This window comes from Streptomyces litchfieldiae (genome assembly GCF_031845365.1).
GTDB lineage: Bacteria > Actinomycetota > Actinomycetes > Streptomycetales > Streptomycetaceae > Streptomyces > Streptomyces litchfieldiae.
Genome location: NZ_JAVREL010000009.1, coordinates 62,010 through 78,049 on the forward strand (window position 1 = coordinate 62,010; position 16,040 = coordinate 78,049).

At 72.4% G+C, this 16,040-nt stretch carries 15 protein-coding genes; 5 read left to right on the forward strand and 10 right to left on the reverse strand.

Annotated elements, in window-relative coordinates; translation table 11 throughout:
• Positions 1 to 73: 73 nt before the first annotated feature.
• A complete protein-coding gene (locus RM590_RS16715; protein ID WP_311705384.1) occupies positions 74 to 1,177 on the forward strand; it encodes a type III polyketide synthase in 1,104 nt (367 codons plus the stop codon).
• Between the two features lie 8 nt (positions 1,178 to 1,185).
• Here the strand turns inward: RM590_RS16715 and RM590_RS16720 are convergent, their stop codons facing one another.
• From RM590_RS16720 to RM590_RS16730, 3 genes are all read right to left on the reverse strand, one after another.
• Positions 1,186 to 1,695, reverse strand: a complete 510-nt coding sequence (locus tag RM590_RS16720; protein ID WP_311705385.1) for an NUDIX domain-containing protein — start codon at positions 1,693 to 1,695, stop codon at positions 1,186 to 1,188.
• Between the two features lie 65 nt (positions 1,696 to 1,760).
• A complete protein-coding gene (locus RM590_RS16725; RefSeq protein WP_311705569.1) occupies positions 1,761 to 2,537 on the reverse strand; it encodes an SAM-dependent methyltransferase in 777 nt (258 codons plus the stop codon).
• A 253-nt stretch (positions 2,538 to 2,790) separates the two neighbouring features.
• Entirely contained in the window at positions 2,791 to 3,900 is a 1,110-nt protein-coding gene (locus RM590_RS16730) for an NAD(P)-binding domain-containing protein (RefSeq protein WP_311705386.1), read from the reverse strand.
• 64 nt (positions 3,901 to 3,964) lie between these two features.
• On the opposite strand from RM590_RS16730, the gene RM590_RS16735 reads away from it, so the two are divergent.
• Entirely contained in the window at positions 3,965 to 4,393 is a 429-nt protein-coding gene (locus RM590_RS16735) for an HIT family protein (RefSeq protein ID WP_311705387.1), read from the forward strand.
• Here the strand turns inward: RM590_RS16735 and RM590_RS16740 are convergent.
• Positions 4,368 to 5,444 carry an ATP-dependent DNA ligase gene (locus RM590_RS16740; RefSeq protein ID WP_311705388.1) on the reverse strand — a complete coding sequence of 359 codons (1,077 nt, stop codon included), beginning with the start codon at positions 5,442 to 5,444 and terminating at the stop codon, positions 4,368 to 4,370. The genes RM590_RS16735 and RM590_RS16740 overlap by 26 nt on opposite strands.
• A gap of 77 nt (positions 5,445 to 5,521) precedes the next feature.
• On the opposite strand from RM590_RS16740, the gene ligD reads away from it, so the two are divergent.
• On the forward strand, positions 5,522 to 6,556 hold the full coding sequence (ligD, locus tag RM590_RS16745; RefSeq protein WP_311705389.1) for a non-homologous end-joining DNA ligase: 1,035 nt from the start codon (positions 5,522 to 5,524) through the stop codon (positions 6,554 to 6,556).
• A gap of 2 nt (positions 6,557 to 6,558) precedes the next feature.
• On the opposite strand, the gene RM590_RS16750 is transcribed toward ligD, so the two are convergent.
• On the reverse strand, positions 6,559 to 7,374 hold the full coding sequence (locus RM590_RS16750; RefSeq protein WP_311705390.1) for an SAM-dependent methyltransferase: 816 nt from the start codon (positions 7,372 to 7,374) through the stop codon (positions 6,559 to 6,561).
• A 151-nt stretch (positions 7,375 to 7,525) separates the two neighbouring features.
• On the opposite strand from RM590_RS16750, the gene RM590_RS16755 reads away from it, so the two are divergent.
• Positions 7,526 to 8,710 (forward strand): thiolase family protein, encoded by a 1,185-nt coding sequence (locus RM590_RS16755; RefSeq protein WP_311705391.1) that lies wholly within the window; start codon positions 7,526 to 7,528, stop codon positions 8,708 to 8,710.
• A 6-nt stretch (positions 8,711 to 8,716) separates the two neighbouring features.
• Here RM590_RS16755 and RM590_RS16760 read toward each other — a convergent pair whose 3' ends face one another.
• Both RM590_RS16760 and RM590_RS16765 read right to left on the reverse strand, forming a co-directional pair.
• Positions 8,717 to 10,078, reverse strand: a complete 1,362-nt coding sequence (locus tag RM590_RS16760; RefSeq protein WP_311705392.1) for a glycoside hydrolase family 140 protein — start codon at positions 10,076 to 10,078, stop codon at positions 8,717 to 8,719.
• Between the two features lie 173 nt (positions 10,079 to 10,251).
• Positions 10,252 to 11,232: a hydroxyacid dehydrogenase gene (locus tag RM590_RS16765; RefSeq protein ID WP_311705570.1), complete on the reverse strand. Its 981-nt coding sequence runs from the start codon at positions 11,230 to 11,232 to the stop codon at positions 10,252 to 10,254.
• Positions 11,233 to 11,364: 132 nt separating this feature from the next.
• On the opposite strand from RM590_RS16765, the gene RM590_RS16770 reads away from it, so the two are divergent.
• Complete coding sequence (locus RM590_RS16770) at positions 11,365 to 12,471, forward strand: LacI family DNA-binding transcriptional regulator (RefSeq protein ID WP_311705393.1); 1,107 nt, start codon at positions 11,365 to 11,367, stop codon at positions 12,469 to 12,471.
• 23 nt (positions 12,472 to 12,494) lie between these two features.
• Here RM590_RS16770 and RM590_RS16775 read toward each other — a convergent pair whose 3' ends face one another.
• The 3 genes from RM590_RS16775 to RM590_RS16785 form a co-directional block, all read right to left on the reverse strand.
• Positions 12,495 to 13,448, reverse strand: coding sequence for a carbohydrate ABC transporter permease (locus tag RM590_RS16775; RefSeq protein ID WP_311705394.1), 954 nt, complete (start codon positions 13,446 to 13,448; stop codon positions 12,495 to 12,497).
• Complete coding sequence (locus RM590_RS16780; RefSeq protein ID WP_311705395.1) at positions 13,445 to 14,311, reverse strand: carbohydrate ABC transporter permease; 867 nt, start codon at positions 14,309 to 14,311, stop codon at positions 13,445 to 13,447. The genes RM590_RS16775 and RM590_RS16780 overlap by 4 nt, the downstream gene beginning before the upstream one ends.
• Before the next feature lie 126 nt (positions 14,312 to 14,437).
• Positions 14,438 to 15,757: an ABC transporter substrate-binding protein gene (locus RM590_RS16785; protein ID WP_311705396.1), complete on the reverse strand. Its 1,320-nt coding sequence runs from the start codon at positions 15,755 to 15,757 to the stop codon at positions 14,438 to 14,440.
• Positions 15,758 to 16,040 lie beyond the last annotated feature (283 nt).

Genomic DNA, 16,040 nt, shown 5'->3' on the forward strand with positions numbered 1-16,040 from the left:
ACCGACACAGCCATCGATGTGCCGCGCCGGACACCCGGGTGACCGGGCGCGGCAAGGGGAGGGGATCACGACCATGGCAACACTGTGCAGACCGGCCATCTCGGTACCGGAGAACGTGCTCACCATGGAGCAGACGCTCGAGCTGGCCCGCACCATGCACGCCGACCATCCGCAGCTCGCCCTGGCGCTGCGGCTGATCGAGAACACCGGGGTGCGCACGCGGCACATCGTGCGGCCGATCGAGGAGACGCTGCGGCACCCGGGCTTCGAGGCGCGGAACAACGTGTACGAGGCCGAGGCGAAGGAGCGCGTCCCGCAGGTCATCTACCGCGCGCTGGACAACGCCGGGCTGGGCGTGACCGACATCGACCTCATCGTCTATGTCTCGTGCACCGGCTTCATGATGCCGTCGCTGACGGCCTGGCTGATCAACGACATGGGGTTCCGCAACGAGACGCGGCAGTTGCCGATCGCGCAGCTCGGCTGCGCGGCGGGCGGCGCCGCCATCAACCGCGCGCACGACTTCTGCCTGGCCTACCCGGGGGCGAACGCGCTGATCGTGGCCTGCGAGTTCTGCTCGCTGTGCTACCAGCCGACGGACATCGGCGTCGGCTCGCTGCTGTCCAACGGCCTCTTCGGGGACGCCGTCGCGGCGGCCGTGGTGCGCGGCCGGGGCGGCACGGGGGTGCGGCTGGAGCGCAACGGCTCGCATCTGGTGCCGGACACCGAGGACTGGATCAGTTACGCGGTCAAGGGGACCGGGTTCCACTTCCTGCTGGACAAGCGGGTCCCGACCACGATGAAGATGCTCGCCCCGGCGCTGCGCACGCTGGCCACCGAGCACGACTGGGACGTCTCCGATCTGGACTTCCACATCGTGCACGCGGGCGGGCCCCGGATCCTGGACGATCTGTGCCACTTCCTGGACGTGGAGCCCGCGATGTTCCGCTACAGCAGGGCCACCCTGACCGAGCGGGGGAACATCGCGAGCTGTGTCGTCTTCGACGCGCTGGACCGGCTCTTCGCGGACGGCGGGGTCCATGACTCCGCGCGCGGGCTGATCGCCGGCTTCGGGCCGGGCATCACCGCGGAGATCACCCTCGGCCGGTGGACGGCGCGGCGGCACGCGGTGGGCGGCCAGGGCCGCCCGGCCGAGGAGCGGGCCGCCGTGGCCTGAGGCCGGGGTCAGCGGCCGGCGAAGTACGCCTCCAGCACCTCGGTGTGGCTGGGGAAGGCGAGCGGCGCCGGCTTGGTGAGGACCAGCCACTCGGTGGCCTCGGGGGTGGCCGTGGACGCCGGCAGCGTCGCGGCCTCGCGGGGCGGGAGCAGGGCGAACAGGTTCAGCGTCCGGTCCCCGCTCCGCACGTCGAACAGCGTGGCCTCCGCCGCCGGCGCGGTCAGCCCCGTCTCCTCGCGCAGCTCCCGGACGGCGGCCTGCTGCCAGGTCTCGCCGATCTCCATGTAGCCGCCGGGCAACGCCAGTTCGCCGCGGCAGGGCTCGATGTCGCGGCGCACCACCACCACGCCGGGGCCGTCCGGACCGGCCACGGGCAGCAGGGCGACGGCGACGGGCAGCGGGTTGGCCCAGTGGGTCTCCCCGCAGCCCGGGCAGTCCCGGGGCCAGGCCACGGTCGCCGGATAGCCGGCTCCGCAGAACGGACAGTGTGTGACGGTACGGCCGTACGTGTACACCATGAGGGGCTGGCACCCACCTTTCGGTCAACGAGCTTATCGAACGCGCGAACGATCCCCGTGGGCGTTCAGCGCTTGCGGCCGACGCCGCCGAACACGTCGAGATCCTCGCCGGGGTCCGGCTCGTCCGCGGCGGGCCGCCAGCGGGGGCAGGAGACGACGCCGGGCTCGACGAGCTCCAGTCCCTCGAAGAACCCGGTGATCTCCCCGGGTGTGCGCAGGTGATAGGGCTCCGCGCCGGTCTCGTTGTAGGCGCGCTGGGCCTTCTCGATGTCCGGGCTGAGCGCGCCGGTCCCGTCGTTGAGCGAGAGGTGGCTGCCGGGCGGCAGGCCGGCGAGGAGCCGCCGCACGATGGAGCGCGCGCGGTCGTAGGTGGGGACGTGCCCGAGGACGCCGCTGAGGATGAGGCCCACGGGCCGCCCTAGGTCCAGCGTTTCGGCTGCCGCGGCCAGTATCCCGTCCGGGTCCAGGAGATCCGCGTCGACGTAGTCGGTGACGCCGGCCGGGCCGCTGGTGAGCAGGGCGCGGGCGTGGGCGATGACGAGGGGGTCGTTGTCGACATAGACGATGCGGGCCTCGGGGGCGACGCGCTGGACGACCTCGTGGATGTTCTCCACGGCGGGCAGTCCGGTGCCGATGTCCATGAACTGGGTGATCCCCGCCTCGCCGGCGAGATACCGCACGGACCTGATGAGAAAGCCGCGGGAGGCGCGCGCGACGTCGACGACGCCGGGGAAGACGCTGGTGTAGCGGTCGCCGGCCGCGCGGTCCACCTCGTAGTTGTCCCGCCCGCCGAGCCAGTAGTTCCATATCCGAGCCGAGTGCGGCACCGAGATGTCGATCATGGGCGCTTCGTCGGTCACGGGGTGTTTCTCCTGTTGCTGGCGTGCTGTGGCGCGTTGGGGCGTGCGGAGTGACGGGACGACGCGGTGGTGTGGGGGCCCGGATCAGCCGGTGCGTAACGGCTCGACGGCGGCGCGTGACGACGGGCTCGCCGACGGCTCCTCCCGGTGAGCCCCGCGGGCCGGGCCGGGCGGGACGCCGGCCTGGGAACGCGGCTCACGGAGGTCCATAACAGAACCGCATCATAGACGGCGACTATCGCCTCGTCGACAAAGCGCCCTGGGCGACGGTGAGTTCGGGCTCGGCGGCCGGCGCCGCGCGTTCCAGCAGCCCGAGGATGTCGTGAACGGCGGCGCGGCCCGCGCGGTTGGCGCCGATGGTGCTGGCGGAGGGGCCGTATCCGACGAGGTGAACGCGGGCGTCGCGCACCGCGCGGGTGCCCGCCAGCCGGATGCCGCCGCCCGGCTCGCGCAGCCGCAGCGGGGCGAGGTGGTCGATGGCGGCGCGGAAGCCGGTCGCCCACAGCACGGTGTCGGCGCGCACGGTGCGGCCGTCGGGCCAGGCCGCGCCCTCGGGGGTGAGCCGGTCGAACATCGGCAGCCGGTCGAGCACCCCGTTCTCCCGGCCCCGGCGCACGGCCTCCGTCATCGGCAGGCCGGTGACCGAGACGACGCTGCGCGGCGGCAGTCCGCGCCGGACCCGGTCCTCGACCAGGGCGACGGCGGCGCGGCCCTGCTCCTCGCCGAAGGTGTCCAGGAAGACGGGCGGCCGGCGAGTCACCCAGGTGGTGGCGGCGGCCACCTCGGCCACCTCCAGCAGATGCGAGACGGCCGAGGTGCCGCCGCCGACGACGATGACGGATTCGCCGGCGAACGCCTCGGGTCCGCGGTAGTCGGCGGTGTGGAGCTGGCGGCCGGCGAACGTGCCCTGGCCCGGCACATGCGGCCAGAAAGGGCGGTCCCAGGTGCCGGTCGCGTTGATCAGCGCCCGGGTGGTCCACTCCCCCGCCGACGTGGTGACGATCAGCCGGCCGTCGCCCGCGTCGCGCACCGCGGTGACGTCCACGGGCCGCAGCACGGAGAGCCGGAAGGTCTCCTCGTAGGCGGCGAAGTACTCCCCAATGACCTCGGCGGACGGGCGCTCGGGGTCGGCGCCGGTCAGCTCCATGCCGGGCAGGGCGTGCATGCCGTGCACCCGGCCATAGGTGAGGGTGGGCCAGCGGAACTGCCAGGCGCCGCCCGGCCGCGGCGCGTGGTCGAGCACCACGAAGTCCCGGCCGGGGCGCAGGCCGCGGCGGCGCAGGTGGTAGGCGCTGGACAGGCCCGCCTGCCCGGCGCCGATGACGACGACCGCCACTTCGTTCATGTCCTCTTCAACCATCGGGCGGCGTTCCCGCTTCCCGGGCGCGGCGGGTAGTTGACTTACGGGCGTGGCGTGCGCGTTCTGTTCGATCATCACGGGCGAGGTCGCCGCCCACCGGGTCTTCGAGGACGCGGTGGCGGTGGCGTTCCTGGACGCCCGGCCGCTGTTCCCCGGGCATGTGCTGGTGGTGCCCCGGGACCATGTGCCGACCCTGACGGAGCTGCCCGAGGCGGACGTGGGCCCGTTCTTCGGCCGGGTGCGGCTGATCACGGCGGCGGTGGAGCGCGGCATGGCGGCCGACGGCTCGTTCGTGGCCGCCAACAACCGGATCAGTCAGTCCGTGCCGCACTTCCATGTGCATGTGGTGCCCCGCCGCCGCAAGGACGGGCTGCGCGGCTTCTTCTGGCCCCGCGCGAAGTACGCGGACGAGGCCGAGGCCGCCGAGGTGGCCGGCCGGCTGCGGCGCGCGATCAGCGACGCGGCTCCGGGGCGGTGAGCACGTCGGCCAGGTCGAAGCCGACGGGCTCCTCCAGCTGCTCGTAGGTGCAGTCGCGCGGCTCGCGGTCGGGGCGCCAGCGGCGGAAGCGCGCGGTGTGCCGGAAACGGTCGCCCTGCATGTGGTCGTACGCAACCTCGCAGACCCGCTCGGGGCGCAGCGGCACCCAGGTCAGGTCCTTGCGGCCGGTCCAGCGGCTGGGCGCGCCGGGCATCCGGCTCTCGGCGTGGGCCTCCTCGCGGGCCCAGTCGGCCCAGGGGTGGTCGTCGACGGCGTCCATGATCAGCGGTTCGAGCTCGGTCATCAGCTCCTGGCGGCGGCGCATGGCGAACGCCGCCGAGACGCCGACGTGCTGGAGGCGCCCGGAGTCGTCGTAGAGGCCGAGGAGCAGCGAGCCGACGACCGGCCCCGACTTGTGGTGGCGCAGGCCGGCGACCACGCAGTCGGCGGTGCGCTCGTGCTTGACCTTGACCATCAGCCGCTCGTCGGGCCGGTAGGGCAGGTCCAGCGGCTTGGCGATCACGCCGTCCAGCCCGGCGCCCTCGTACTGCCGGTACCACTGCCGGGCCACCTCGACGTCGGTGGTGGCGGGGGTGACGAAGACCGGCGGGCGGGCGCCCGCGAGGGCGTCGGCGAGCGCGGCGCGGCGCTCGCTCAGCGGGGTGTCGAGCAGGGCGTCGTCGCCGAGGGCGAGCAGGTCGAACGCGACGAAGCCGGCGGGGGTGCGTTCGGCGAGCATCCGCACCCGGGAGTCGGCGGGGTGGATGCGTTCGAGCAGGGCGTCGAAGTCGAGGCGGGGGCCGCGCACGATGACGATCTCGCCGTCCACGACGCAGCGTTCGGGGAGGTTGGCGCGCAGGCCCTCGACGAGCTCCGGGAAGTAGCGGGTGAGGGGCTTGGTGGTGCGGCTGCCGATCTCGATCTCGTCGCCGTCGCGGAACACGATGGCCCGGAAGCCGTCCCACTTGGCCTCGTAGTGCATGCCGGTGGGGATCCGCGCCTGGGGCTTGGCGAGCATGGGCTTGACGGGCGGCATCACCGGGAGGTCCATGGTCCGGATTGTGGTGCCGGCCGGGGGCCGCCGCCCGCCGACGGGCGCGTTCGGGTGCCCCGGCCTACCGTGGCCCTATGGCAGAAGCCCTGGAACTCACGGTCGGCGAGCGGACGGTGCGGCTGTCGAACCCCGACAAGGTGTACTTCCCGGAGCGCGGCTTCACCAAGCTGGACGTCGCGCGGTACTACCTGGCGGTCGGGGACGGCGTGGTGCGCGCGCTGCGGGACCGGCCCACCACGCTGGAGCGCCATCCGGACGGCGTGACGGGCGAGTCGTTCTACCAGAAGCGTGCGCCGAAGAACCTGCCGGAGTGGATCCCCACCGGCCGTATCGCGTTTCCCAGCGGCCGGTACGCGGACGAGATCTGCCCGAACGAGCCGGCGGCGGTGGTGTGGGCGGCGAACCTCGGCTGTCTGACGTTCCATCCCTGGCCGGTGCGCCGTCACGACACCGAGCACCCGGACGAGCTGCGCATCGATCTGGACCCGCAGCCCGGCACGGGTTACCCGGACGCGGTCCGGGCGGCGGTCGAACTGCGCGAAGTGCTGGAGGAGTTGGGGCTGCGCGGCTGGCCGAAGACCTCGGGCGGGCGCGGCATGCACGTGTTCGTGCCGATCGAGCCGGAGTGGACGTTCCCGCAGGTGCGGCGGGCCGCCATCGCGATCGGCCGGGAGCTGGAGCGGCGAGCGCCGGAGCGCGTCACCACGGCGTGGTGGAAGGAGGAGCGCGGGGAGAAGGTCTTCGTCGACTACAACCAGACGGCGCGGGACCGCACGATCGCCAGCGCCTACTCGGTGCGGCCCCGCCCCCGGGCGCCGGTGTCGGCGCCGCTGCGCTGGGAGGAGCTGACCGAGGCCGTTCCGGAGGACTTCGACCTGGGAACGATGCCGGGCCGGTTCGCCGAGGTGGGGGACGTGCACGCGGAGATGCCCGACCACCCGTGCCGGCTGGAGGCCGCGCTGGACCTGGCGGAGCGGGACGAACGGGAACACGGGCTGGGCGATCTGCCGTATCCGCCGGAGCACCCCAAGGCGGAAGGGGAGCCGAAGCGGGTCCAGCCCAGCCGCGCCAAGGGTTCGCGGTCCGGCGGGAAGAACAAGGGCAGGTGACCTCAGGGTTTCCGGGCGACGCCGCCGGCCTGGCCGACGTCGGCGGGGCCGCCGATGGTCGCCTCGTCGGGCCGCCAGCACGGGACCTGCACCACGCCGGGCTCCTCGAGTTCCAGACCGTCGAAGTAGCCGGCGATCTCCGCCATGCTGCGCAGCCGGTAGGGGATCGCGCCGGACTCGTTGTACGCCTGCTGCGCGCGGACGTACGCCTCTTCGGTGTCGGTGCCCTCGTTCAGCGAGAGGTAACTCCCGGACGGCAGCCCGTCCATGAGCCGCCGGACGATGGCACGGGCCTCCTCGTAGGTGGGGATGTGGCCCAGGATGCCGCTCAGGATCAGGCCGACCGGCCGGGTCAGGTCCAGCGTGCCGGAGGCGGCGGACAGGATCTCCTCGGGCCGGCGCAGATCGCCCTCCAGGAACTCGGTGGCGCCCTCCGGCGTCGAGGTGAGCAGGGCGCGGGAGTGCATGAGGACCAGCGGGTCGTTGTCGACGTAGACGACGCGCGAGTCGGGCGCCACGCGCTGGGCGATCTGGTGGGTGTTGTCGGCCGTGGGCAGCCCGGTGCCGACGTCGAGGAACTGCCGCAGCCCGGCGTCCAGCGCCAGATGGCGCACGCTGCGCGCCAGGAACCGCCGCGAGCCGCAGGCCACGTCCACGATGCCGGGGAACGCCTCGCGGTAGGCGTCGCCGGCGGCGCGGTCCACCTCGTAGTTGTCCGTGCCGCCCAGCCAGTAGTTCCAGATCCGCGCGGAGTGCGGCACCGAGGTGTCGATCTTGGATACCGCCTCGGACCGCGGAGCGGACGCGTCGTCGGTCACGGTGCCTCCCTGCCATGCGTCGTGCCTGCCGTTCCACAACGTAGCCGGGGCCACCCCCGCGCGCCCGGCAAGCACTCTTGACACGCCTGTCCGGGGCTCGGAGACTCCCCCGCGGGAGCTGCGGGACCGAAGGCGCGTGGGGAGGACCCCGATGACCGTCCGCGAGGTCTACATCGCCGACGCCGTGCGCACCCCCGTCGGCAAGTACGGCGGCGCGCTGGCCGCGGTGCGGCCGGACGACCTGGCCGCGCACGTGGTGCGCGCCCTGGTGGAACGCGCCCCCGGGCTCGACCCGGCCCGGATCGACGACGTCGTGCTGGGCAACGCCAACGGCGCCGGCGAGGAGAACCGCGACGTCGGCCGGATGGCCGCGCTGCTGGCCGGCCTGCCGCCCACCGTGCCCGGCTCGACCGTCAACCGGCTGTGCGCCTCCGGCCTGGAGGCCGTCGTCCAGGCCGCCCGCGCGGTCGCCCTCGGCGACGCGTCGGTGGTGATCGCGGGCGGCGTGGAGTCCATGAGCCGCGCCCCCTGGGTGCTGCCCAAACCGGACCGGGCCTTCCCCGCCGGGTCCCAGGAGCTGTACTCGACCACCCTCGGCTGGCGCATGGTCAACGAGCGGATGCCGCCGGAGTGGACCGTGCCCCTGGGCGAGGGCGCCGAGCTGATCGCCGACAAGCACGGCATCACCCGCGAGCGGCAGGACACGTTCGCCCTGGCCAGCCACGCCAAGGCGGCCCGGGCCTGGCGGGACGGGCTCTACGACGCGGAGACCGTGGTCCCGCCGGGCGTGGACCTGCCGCGCGACGAAACCATCCGGGACGGCGGCACCCCGGAGGCGCTGGCCCGGCTGAGGCCGGCGTTCCGCCCCGGCGGCACCGTCACCGCGGCCAACTCCTCCCCGCTCAACGACGGCGCCGCCGCGCTGCTGATCACCGACGCGGCGGGCCTGGCCGCCACCGGCCGCGAGCCGCTGGCCCGCGTCCGCGCGTCGGCCGTCACCGGCATCGAGCCGCCGTACTACGGCCTCGGCCCGGTGGAGGCGATCACCCGGGCGCTGGAGCGGGCCGGCCGGCGTTTCGACGAGCTGCGCACGGTGGAGCTCAACGAGGCGTTCGCCGCCCAGGTGCTGGGCTGTCTGGCCGAACTCCCCGACCTCGACCCGGACCTCGTCAACCCGCGCGGCGGCGCGGTCGCCATCGGCCACCCCCTGGGCGCCTCCGGCGCGCGCCTGGCCGGAGCCGTCGCGCACCAACTGGCCGCCCATGGCTCGGGCACGGGCGTCGCAGCGCTGTGCGTCGGGGTCGGCCAGGGACTCGCCCTGGTCCTGGATCGCTGACGGGCGTCACTCGCCCCTGGCGGCGTCCAGCACCAGCACCCAGTCGTTCCCCGGTCCCCGGCCCGGGGCGTGGAAGGTGTGCCGCGATCCGCCCGCGCCGACGTGCTCGCCCGCGTGCCAGGACCCGTTCCGCGGATCGAACCAGCCGGCCCGGACCGGCCCGCGGCGCAGCGCGGCGAGGTCGACGGTCACGGACCCGCCGCTGGTCAGATAGAGGAAGGCGAACGTCCCGCCCAGCCCGCGGCGCGCCTGGACCCGCAGGTCCAGATAGTTGTGCAGGGCGACCACCAGGCTCTGGTCGGGCACGGACAGATGGAACGGCCGGGACTCCACCAGCGCGCGCAGATGCCGCATCTGCCGCGCGCCCGGCCGGTCCAGCGCCTCCCGCCAGGTGTACGGCAGGGCGGCGGTCGTCCGCTTCTCGTCGATCATCGGCCAGACGCACGCGTGCCCGTAGGTGTGGCCGAAGGCGCCCGCGAGAACGGACCAGTAGGCGCGCTTGCGCACGTTCCACGCCTCGTGCGTCGCGGTGCCGGTGACCGTCGGGTACTGCCAGTCCTCGTAGTTGGGCTCACCGTCCAGCACCGGTTTGGCGGGGGTGCGGGTGTAGTCGCGGTGGATCGCCTCATAGCTGCGGACCATGTCGCGGTGCCCGGACTGGAGCATGTTGAAGCTCAGCCAGGCGTCGTCGTGCAGCCACTCCGAGGAGCTGCACACCGGCGGGTCCTCCGAGTGACAGGGGTGGTACGTCATCAGCACCCGGTCCCAGGCCGGGTCGCGCCGGTTCCAGCGCAGCGCGGTGCCCGTGACCCCCGAGCCGATGCCCTCGGCCAGGGCCCGCCACACCGGCCGGTGGTCGTGCCCGAGGTGCACGGGGTGCCGGTCGCCGCCCAGCACCCAGACCAGATGCGTGCGGTCGGCGTACCGGGCGCCCAGCCAGTGGCCGTAGGCGCGGGCGGCCCGCTCGTCCAGCGCCACCGGAAACCGTTCCCAGGCCCAGTTGTCGCCGGTGACCAACTGCCCCCAGGCCGGCACCAGCGCCACATAGCAGCCGTGCTCCTCGGCCAGGTCCAGGATCCGGTCCAGATGGCGGAAGTAGGCGTCGGTCCAGCGCAGCGAGCCGTCGCCGGCCAGCGGGGTGAGCCCGGCGGCGTTCCGCATGTCCGCGTTGGTCTCGGGGTCGAGGGCGACGAGCTGGACGACGTTGAACCCCTTCGCCCGCCGGTCGCCGAAGTACTCCCGCGCCTCGGCCTCGGTCAGGTGGTTCGGCAGCGTCCAGGCGGTGTCCGCCAGCCAGAAGAACGGCTCGCCGGTGACCGTCTCCAAATGCCGTCCGCCCGGGGCGACCCGCAGTCTCGGCAGAGCCATGGCCTCGCGCTCCCTCCCGGCCCCGGAGCCGTTGACCGGAGCCGAACCGTCGCCCGCCATCCCGGGAAAGAAAACGGTTTCTAGGTCAGCATGCCCCGCGCACGGGCCGGTGTCCAGTGTGGCGGGGCATCTCGCGCCGCCCCGTCCGGGGCGGGCCCGGTCCGCGCGCGGGCTCAGGCCATCCGGGCCAGCTCGCCGGCCGCCACCTCGTGGGCCAGCGGGCGGCCGGCGGCGTAGTGGGTCAGTTCCTCCAGCACGACATCGGCCAGCCGGTACAGCTCGACTCCCTGGGCGCCGGCCAGATGCGGCGTCAGCCAGACGTTCTCCAGCGTGTAGAGCGGCGAGTCGGCGGGCAGCGGCTCGGGCTCGGTGACGTCCAGCACGGCGTCGATGCGCCCGGAGACGAGCTCGTCGGTCAGCGCCTGCTCGTCCACCAGCCAGCCCCGGGCGCTGTTGAGGAGCACCGCGCCGTCGCGCAGCAGCGCCAGCCGCCGCCGGTCGATCATCCGGTGGGTCTCGGGCAGCGCCGGGGCGTGCAGGCTGACCAGGTCGGACTCGGCAAGCAGCTCGTCCAGCGGCAGCAGGCGCGCGCCCAGCCGGTCGGCCTCCGCCCGGCTCAGATAGGGGTCGGCCAGCGCGACGTCCAGCGAGAACGGGCGCAGCAGCTCGGCCACCCGGCGGCCGATGCGCGACGCCCCGACCAGGCCGACCCGCCGCTGGTGATTGCCGATTCCGGGGAACTCCCGCAGCACGTCGACGAATTCGCGGCGGACGACATATCGCGCGGTGGCCGCCCGGACGCGCTTCAGCGCGAGCAGGATCATGGCCAGGGTGTACTCGGCGACCGGTTCGGCGTTCGCCCCCGCGGCGGTCGAGACCCGGATGCCCCGCCGCCATGTCTCCTCGCAGACATGGCCCTTGACCGATCCGGCCGCGTGCAGGACGGCGCGCAGCCGGGGGGCGGCGGCCAGGGCCGCCTCGTCCAGGCGCGGGCTGCCCCAGCCGGTGATCAGCACCTCGGTTTCGGCGAGCACGGCACGGGCCCCGGGAGAGGTGAACTCGGTGAGCACCGTGCCCTCGTGCAGGTCGGCCAGCTTCCGCAGCCGGGTCCACTGCGGCGGGCTGAACAGGCGGCCCGGCAGATCGGCCACCATGGCCAGGGCGGCCCTCGGGCATCGGTGCTCCACGAAATCCTCCGCTAAGTGTGACGCTGCTTGTAACCGGTTACTGAATCCGCGCCAACTCGGGGGCGCGGAGAGACGAGTGAGTCAAGGTAACGTTGGGTCGTGGCAACCACTGGATCGAAGAAGACGGTTTCTGCCGCCTCCCCGGGAGGCGCGCCGGGGCGGCGCAGCACCATCCGGGACGTCGCCCGGCAGGCGGGGGTCTCGGTGGCGACCGTCTCCCGGGTCCTGGCGGGCAACTACCCCGTCACGCACAGCACTCGGACGAAGGTGCTGCGCGCCGTCCGGCAGCTCGACTACGTGGCGAACGCCCACGCCAAGGCGCTGGCCGGATCCGGGGTGGAGACGATCGCCCTGGTGCTGGACGACATCACCTGGCCCGCGTTCGCGCAGATCGGCGCGGGCGTGGAGCAGGAGGCCGCGCGGCGCGGCCGGCTGTGCCTGGTGTGCACCACCCAGGGCGACCAGCAGCGCGAGCTGGCCGTGGTCAACCTGATGCGCGAGCAGCACGCCGCCGCCGTGATCCTCGTCGGCGGCCTCCAGTACACGGCCGAATACCGCGAGCGGATGGGCCGGTTCGCCCGGTCGCTGGACAGCGTGGGCTCCCGTCTCGTGCTGTGCGGCCGGCCGCCGATCGGCGAGGGGCTGCCGGTCACGGTCGTCGAGTACGACAACGAGGGCGGCGCGTACGTCGCCACCGCGCACCTGCTGGGCGCTGGCCACCGCCGCATCCTCTTCCTCGGCGGCGAGCGCGGCCAGTCCACCGCGACCGGGCGGCTGGCGGGCCACGAGCGGGCGCTCGCCGCCTATGGCCTGGAGCCGGACCCCGAGCTGCTGACCTACGCGGACTTCTCCCGGGAGTCCGGGCTGCGGCGCGTCCGGGAGGCGGTGCGCGCCAGCACCTCGTTCACCGCCGTGTTCGCGGCCACCGACATGGTGGCGCTCGGCGCCCTGGAAGGGCTGCGGGAGGCCGGGCTGCGGGTGCCCGAGGACGTCTCCCTGGTCGGATACGACGACATCCCCGTGGCGCGCGAGCTGACGCCGCGGCTGACGACGGTCCATGTGCCGTTCGACGAGCTGGGACGCACCGCGGCGCGGCTGGTCCTGGACCGCCGGGAGGGGGTGGGCGGTGGCGGCGACCGGGTGCTGCTGGGCACCCATGTGTCGATCCGGGACTCCACCGCTCCCCCGCCGGCCGCGCCGCGCTGAGGGCGCCGCGCCCGCGGGCGCGGTCACTTCAGGGCACCGAGGGTGACGCCGGTGCGCCAGTAGCGCTGCATCGCGACCATGAAGATGACCAGCGGAACGACCGAGAGCAGGGCGCCGGTCAGCACCAGGGCCGTGAGGTCGATGCCCGCCTCGTCGCGCTTGCCGTTCCAGAAGTAGAGGCCGAGGTTCAGGCTCCACTTGTCCTCGCCGCGAAGCATGGTCAGCGGCAGGAAGAACTGGTTCCAGTTCTGCACGAAGGACAGCAGGAACACGGTCGCGCCGCCGGTGGACATCAGCCGCACCACGATCTGGAAGAAGATGCGCAGCTCCCCCGCCCCGTCGATGCGGGCCGCCTCGATGATCTCCTCGGGCACCGCGCCGTCGGTGTAGACCTTGGCGAGGTAGACCGAGAACGGGCTGATGAACGAGGGGATCAGCACGGCCCAGATGGTGTCGACGAGGCCGATCCGCGAGAACAGCAGGTAGAGCGGCAGCGTCAGCATGGCGTAGGGCACGAGGAACGAGCCGATGACCGCGCCGAGCATCAGGCCGCGCCCGGGGAAGCTGAACCGGGAGAGCGAGTATCCGGCGGCCAGCGCGATGAGCGTGCCCACCACGGCTCCGCCGCCCGCGTACAGCAGCGAGTTGAGCAGCCAGCGGAAGTAGATGCCGTCGTTGTACTTGAAGACCTGTTCGAGGTTGTCGATCAGGTTGAAGTCGGCGAACCACATGCCGTTGGAGTACAGAAGGTCCCGCTGGTCCTTGGTCGCAGAGACGATCAGCCACCACACCGGCGCTATGGAGTAGAGGACGAGCATGCCCAGGCCGAGCAGGACCAGGCCGCGCGAGGCCCTGGACTGCCTGGCACCCACCGGCAGTTCGTCCGCCGGGTCGGCGGGGCGGCGGCGCGGGCGGCCGGACGTCCCGCTCTCGGGTGCCGGCCGGGTCGTCAGCGGGGCGGGAGAGGGTGCAGTCATGAGTGGGGCCTGTTCGTGAGCTTGTAGAAGAGGAACGAGATCGCACCCACGATCACCGCGAGGATGACGGACAGGGCGGCCGCGTAGCCGTAGTCGTTGCTGTCGAACGCCTGGTAGTAGATGAGCATGATCGGCGTGTAGCTCTTGGTGACGGTCTCCGGGGCGACCTGCCGGAAGAGCAGCGGCTCGTTGAAGATCTGGAGCATGCCGATGATGGAGAGCATGCCCGTCAGCACCAGGGCACCGCGGACGAAGGGCACCTTGATGGACAGCGCTATGCGCAGCTCGGAGGCCCCGTCGACGCGCGCGGCGTCGAAGATCTCCCGGGGCACGGCGCGCAGCGCGCCGTAGATGATCAGCATGTTGTAGCCGACGCCGTGCCAGGTGAGCAGATTGCCCATCGAGATCCACAGCATGTTGGAGGAGTAGAAGTTGGCGTCGATGCCGACGGCGTCCAGCACGTCGGTCAGCGGGCCAAGGCGCGGGCTGTAGAGGTACATCCACATCAGCGCCGCGACGATGCCGGGGATCATGTAGGGGATGAGGAACGCCAGCCGGTAACGGTGCGCGGTCCGGGTGGCGATGCTGTCCAGCAGCAGGGCCATGGTCAGCGCGAGGGCCAGCATGACCGGGATCTGGACGCAGGCGAAGGCCAGCACCCGGCTGACCCCGGCCCAGAAGTCGCCGTCCGACAGGCCCCGGGAGAAGTTGTCGAAGCCGACGAAAACCTTCTCCTGCCCGCCGATACCCAGGCCGGAGCTGCGTTCGGTGAACAGGCTCTCGTAGACCGCGTAGCCCACCGGGACGACGAAGACGAAGAGGAAGCCGATGAAAAAGGGGGCGGCGAACGCCGCGCCCTTCACGGCGCGGAGCGTGTGCCAGCGGGGTGTCCGACGAGGACCGCGGCGCCCGGCCGCGGTCCCCCTCGGCTCCGCCTTGGTGGCGGTGATCGACATCTGAGGTGTGCCTAACGTGTTCTGGTGACGGGCCTACTCGACGACGTTCACGCCCTGCTCGCGGAGGTCGTTGACCGTCCACTCCTGCATGTGCTCCAGGATCGACTCGACGGTGATGTCACCGTTCATCGCCTTGCCCCACTGGTCGGCGAGCTCCTCGTACATCGCGCGGGAGTTGGGGCCGTAGACCCAGCCCTCGGCGAAGTTCTCCGACTGCTCGATCACGGGCACGGTCTCGTCGGAGTAGTCGCCGAACAGCTCCGTGGGAACGAGCGCGTCCAGGTAGGGCGACGGGTCGGTCACCGCGGGGAACCAGCCGGAGCCCTCGGCGGGGTCGGCCATGTACGTCAGCGGCGCCTCCTGGGTGGCGAGCCAGACCGCCGCCTCGACGGCGGCCTCCTGGTCCTCGCACAGGGAGGGGACCACGAAGCCCGAGGTGTCGCCGGCCGAGAGCGGCTCGGTCTCACCGTTGGCCGTCAGGTTCGGGGCGGGCTGCCACTCCCCCAGCGTCTGGTCCGCGTTGCGCTGGTGGCCGGCGAGCTGCCAGGTGGAGAGCTGGCGCATGGCGATCCGGCCGTTGTCGTACTGCTGCATCATCGCCGGGTACTCGGCGTAGGAGATGCGCTCCACCAGGTCCTCGTCGAGGAGCTGCTGCATGATGCCGGACGCCCAGCGCGACGCGTCGTTGGTGAAATCGATCTTCCAGGCGTCGCCCTCGACGGAGTACCAGCGGGCGCCCGCCTGCCAGGCCATGTTCATCCAGGTCGAGGGGTCCTCGCCGGCCAGGTTGAAGATGTAGATGCCGTCCTCGCGAAGCTGGCGGCCGACCTCGATCGCCTCCTCCCAGGAGGTGGGGTATTCCAGGCCGCGCTCCTCGAACGTCGGGGCGTGGAACATCGTGAAGATCGGCTGCCGCTGGTTGGGCACCGCGTAGACGGAGTCCGCGATGGACATCGCCTCGATCGCGCCCTGCGCGAACTGGTCGGCGTGCGGGTCCAGATACTCACCGATGTCGGCCACCACGCCCTGGGCCAGCAGCGCGCCGCCCTGCCGGTTGTCCGTCTGCGCCAGGCAGGGGACACCGGAGGCGTCGCCTGCCTCATGGGCGTTGTTGAGGGTGTTGGGCAGTTCGGGCGCGGGGACGCTGACGAGTTCGATCTGGACGTCCTCGTGCGCCTCGTTGAACGCCCGGACCGACGCCTCGGCCCCCTGCTTGTCACTCCACAGCTCCAGGGTGACCGGGCCGTCGCCCGACCCCGATCCGGAGTCGTCGCCACCGCCGCACGCAGCAAGCGTCACCACAAGGCCGAACGCCGCTCCGCCGGTCAACCAACGCCTCTTCGCGCTGCTCATGTACTGCTCTCCTTCGAGTTTCACGGGCCGGTGCGGAGCACCGCCGAGGGGCTGGGGGAACCGGTTTCTAGATAACGTTTGCTACTCCCACAGCAAAAACCTCTTCCCTCTGAACCGCTTCTTGGAACCACTACCGGGGGGACCGTCGCTCCCGGAGCCGGTCACGACCGCACTCACCCGGGAGCCGACCTTGTGAATGGATATTCAGGCCTGCGCCTTGATTCATCGGCACGTTAGGCGCCCGGCCCGCGCACGTCAATGCCTCGGGGCGGAACTTTCGGAC

Coding starts and splice junctions, on each gene's coding strand:
- RM590_RS16730 (WP_311705386.1), bottom strand. CDS start 3,900: ATGAACGAAGTGGCGGTCGTCGTCATCGGCGCCGGGCAGGCGGGCCTG.
- RM590_RS16775 (WP_311705394.1), bottom strand. CDS start 13,448: ATGACTGCACCCTCTCCCGCCCCGCTGACGACCCGGCCGGCACCCGAG.
- RM590_RS16715 (WP_311705384.1), top strand. CDS start 74: ATGGCAACACTGTGCAGACCGGCCATCTCGGTACCGGAGAACGTGCTC.
- RM590_RS16785 (WP_311705396.1), bottom strand. CDS start 15,757: ATGAGCAGCGCGAAGAGGCGTTGGTTGACCGGCGGAGCGGCGTTCGGC.
- RM590_RS16740 (WP_311705388.1), bottom strand. CDS start 5,444: ATGGACCTCCCGGTGATGCCGCCCGTCAAGCCCATGCTCGCCAAGCCC.
- ligD (WP_311705389.1), top strand. CDS start 5,522: ATGGCAGAAGCCCTGGAACTCACGGTCGGCGAGCGGACGGTGCGGCTG.
- RM590_RS16755 (WP_311705391.1), top strand. CDS start 7,526: ATGACCGTCCGCGAGGTCTACATCGCCGACGCCGTGCGCACCCCCGTC.
- RM590_RS16765 (WP_311705570.1), bottom strand. CDS start 11,232: ATGGTGGCCGATCTGCCGGGCCGCCTGTTCAGCCCGCCGCAGTGGACC.
- RM590_RS16720 (WP_311705385.1), bottom strand. CDS start 1,695: ATGGTGTACACGTACGGCCGTACCGTCACACACTGTCCGTTCTGCGGA.
- RM590_RS16725 (WP_311705569.1), bottom strand. CDS start 2,537: ATGATCGACATCTCGGTGCCGCACTCGGCTCGGATATGGAACTACTGG.
- RM590_RS16760 (WP_311705392.1), bottom strand. CDS start 10,078: ATGGCTCTGCCGAGACTGCGGGTCGCCCCGGGCGGACGGCATTTGGAG.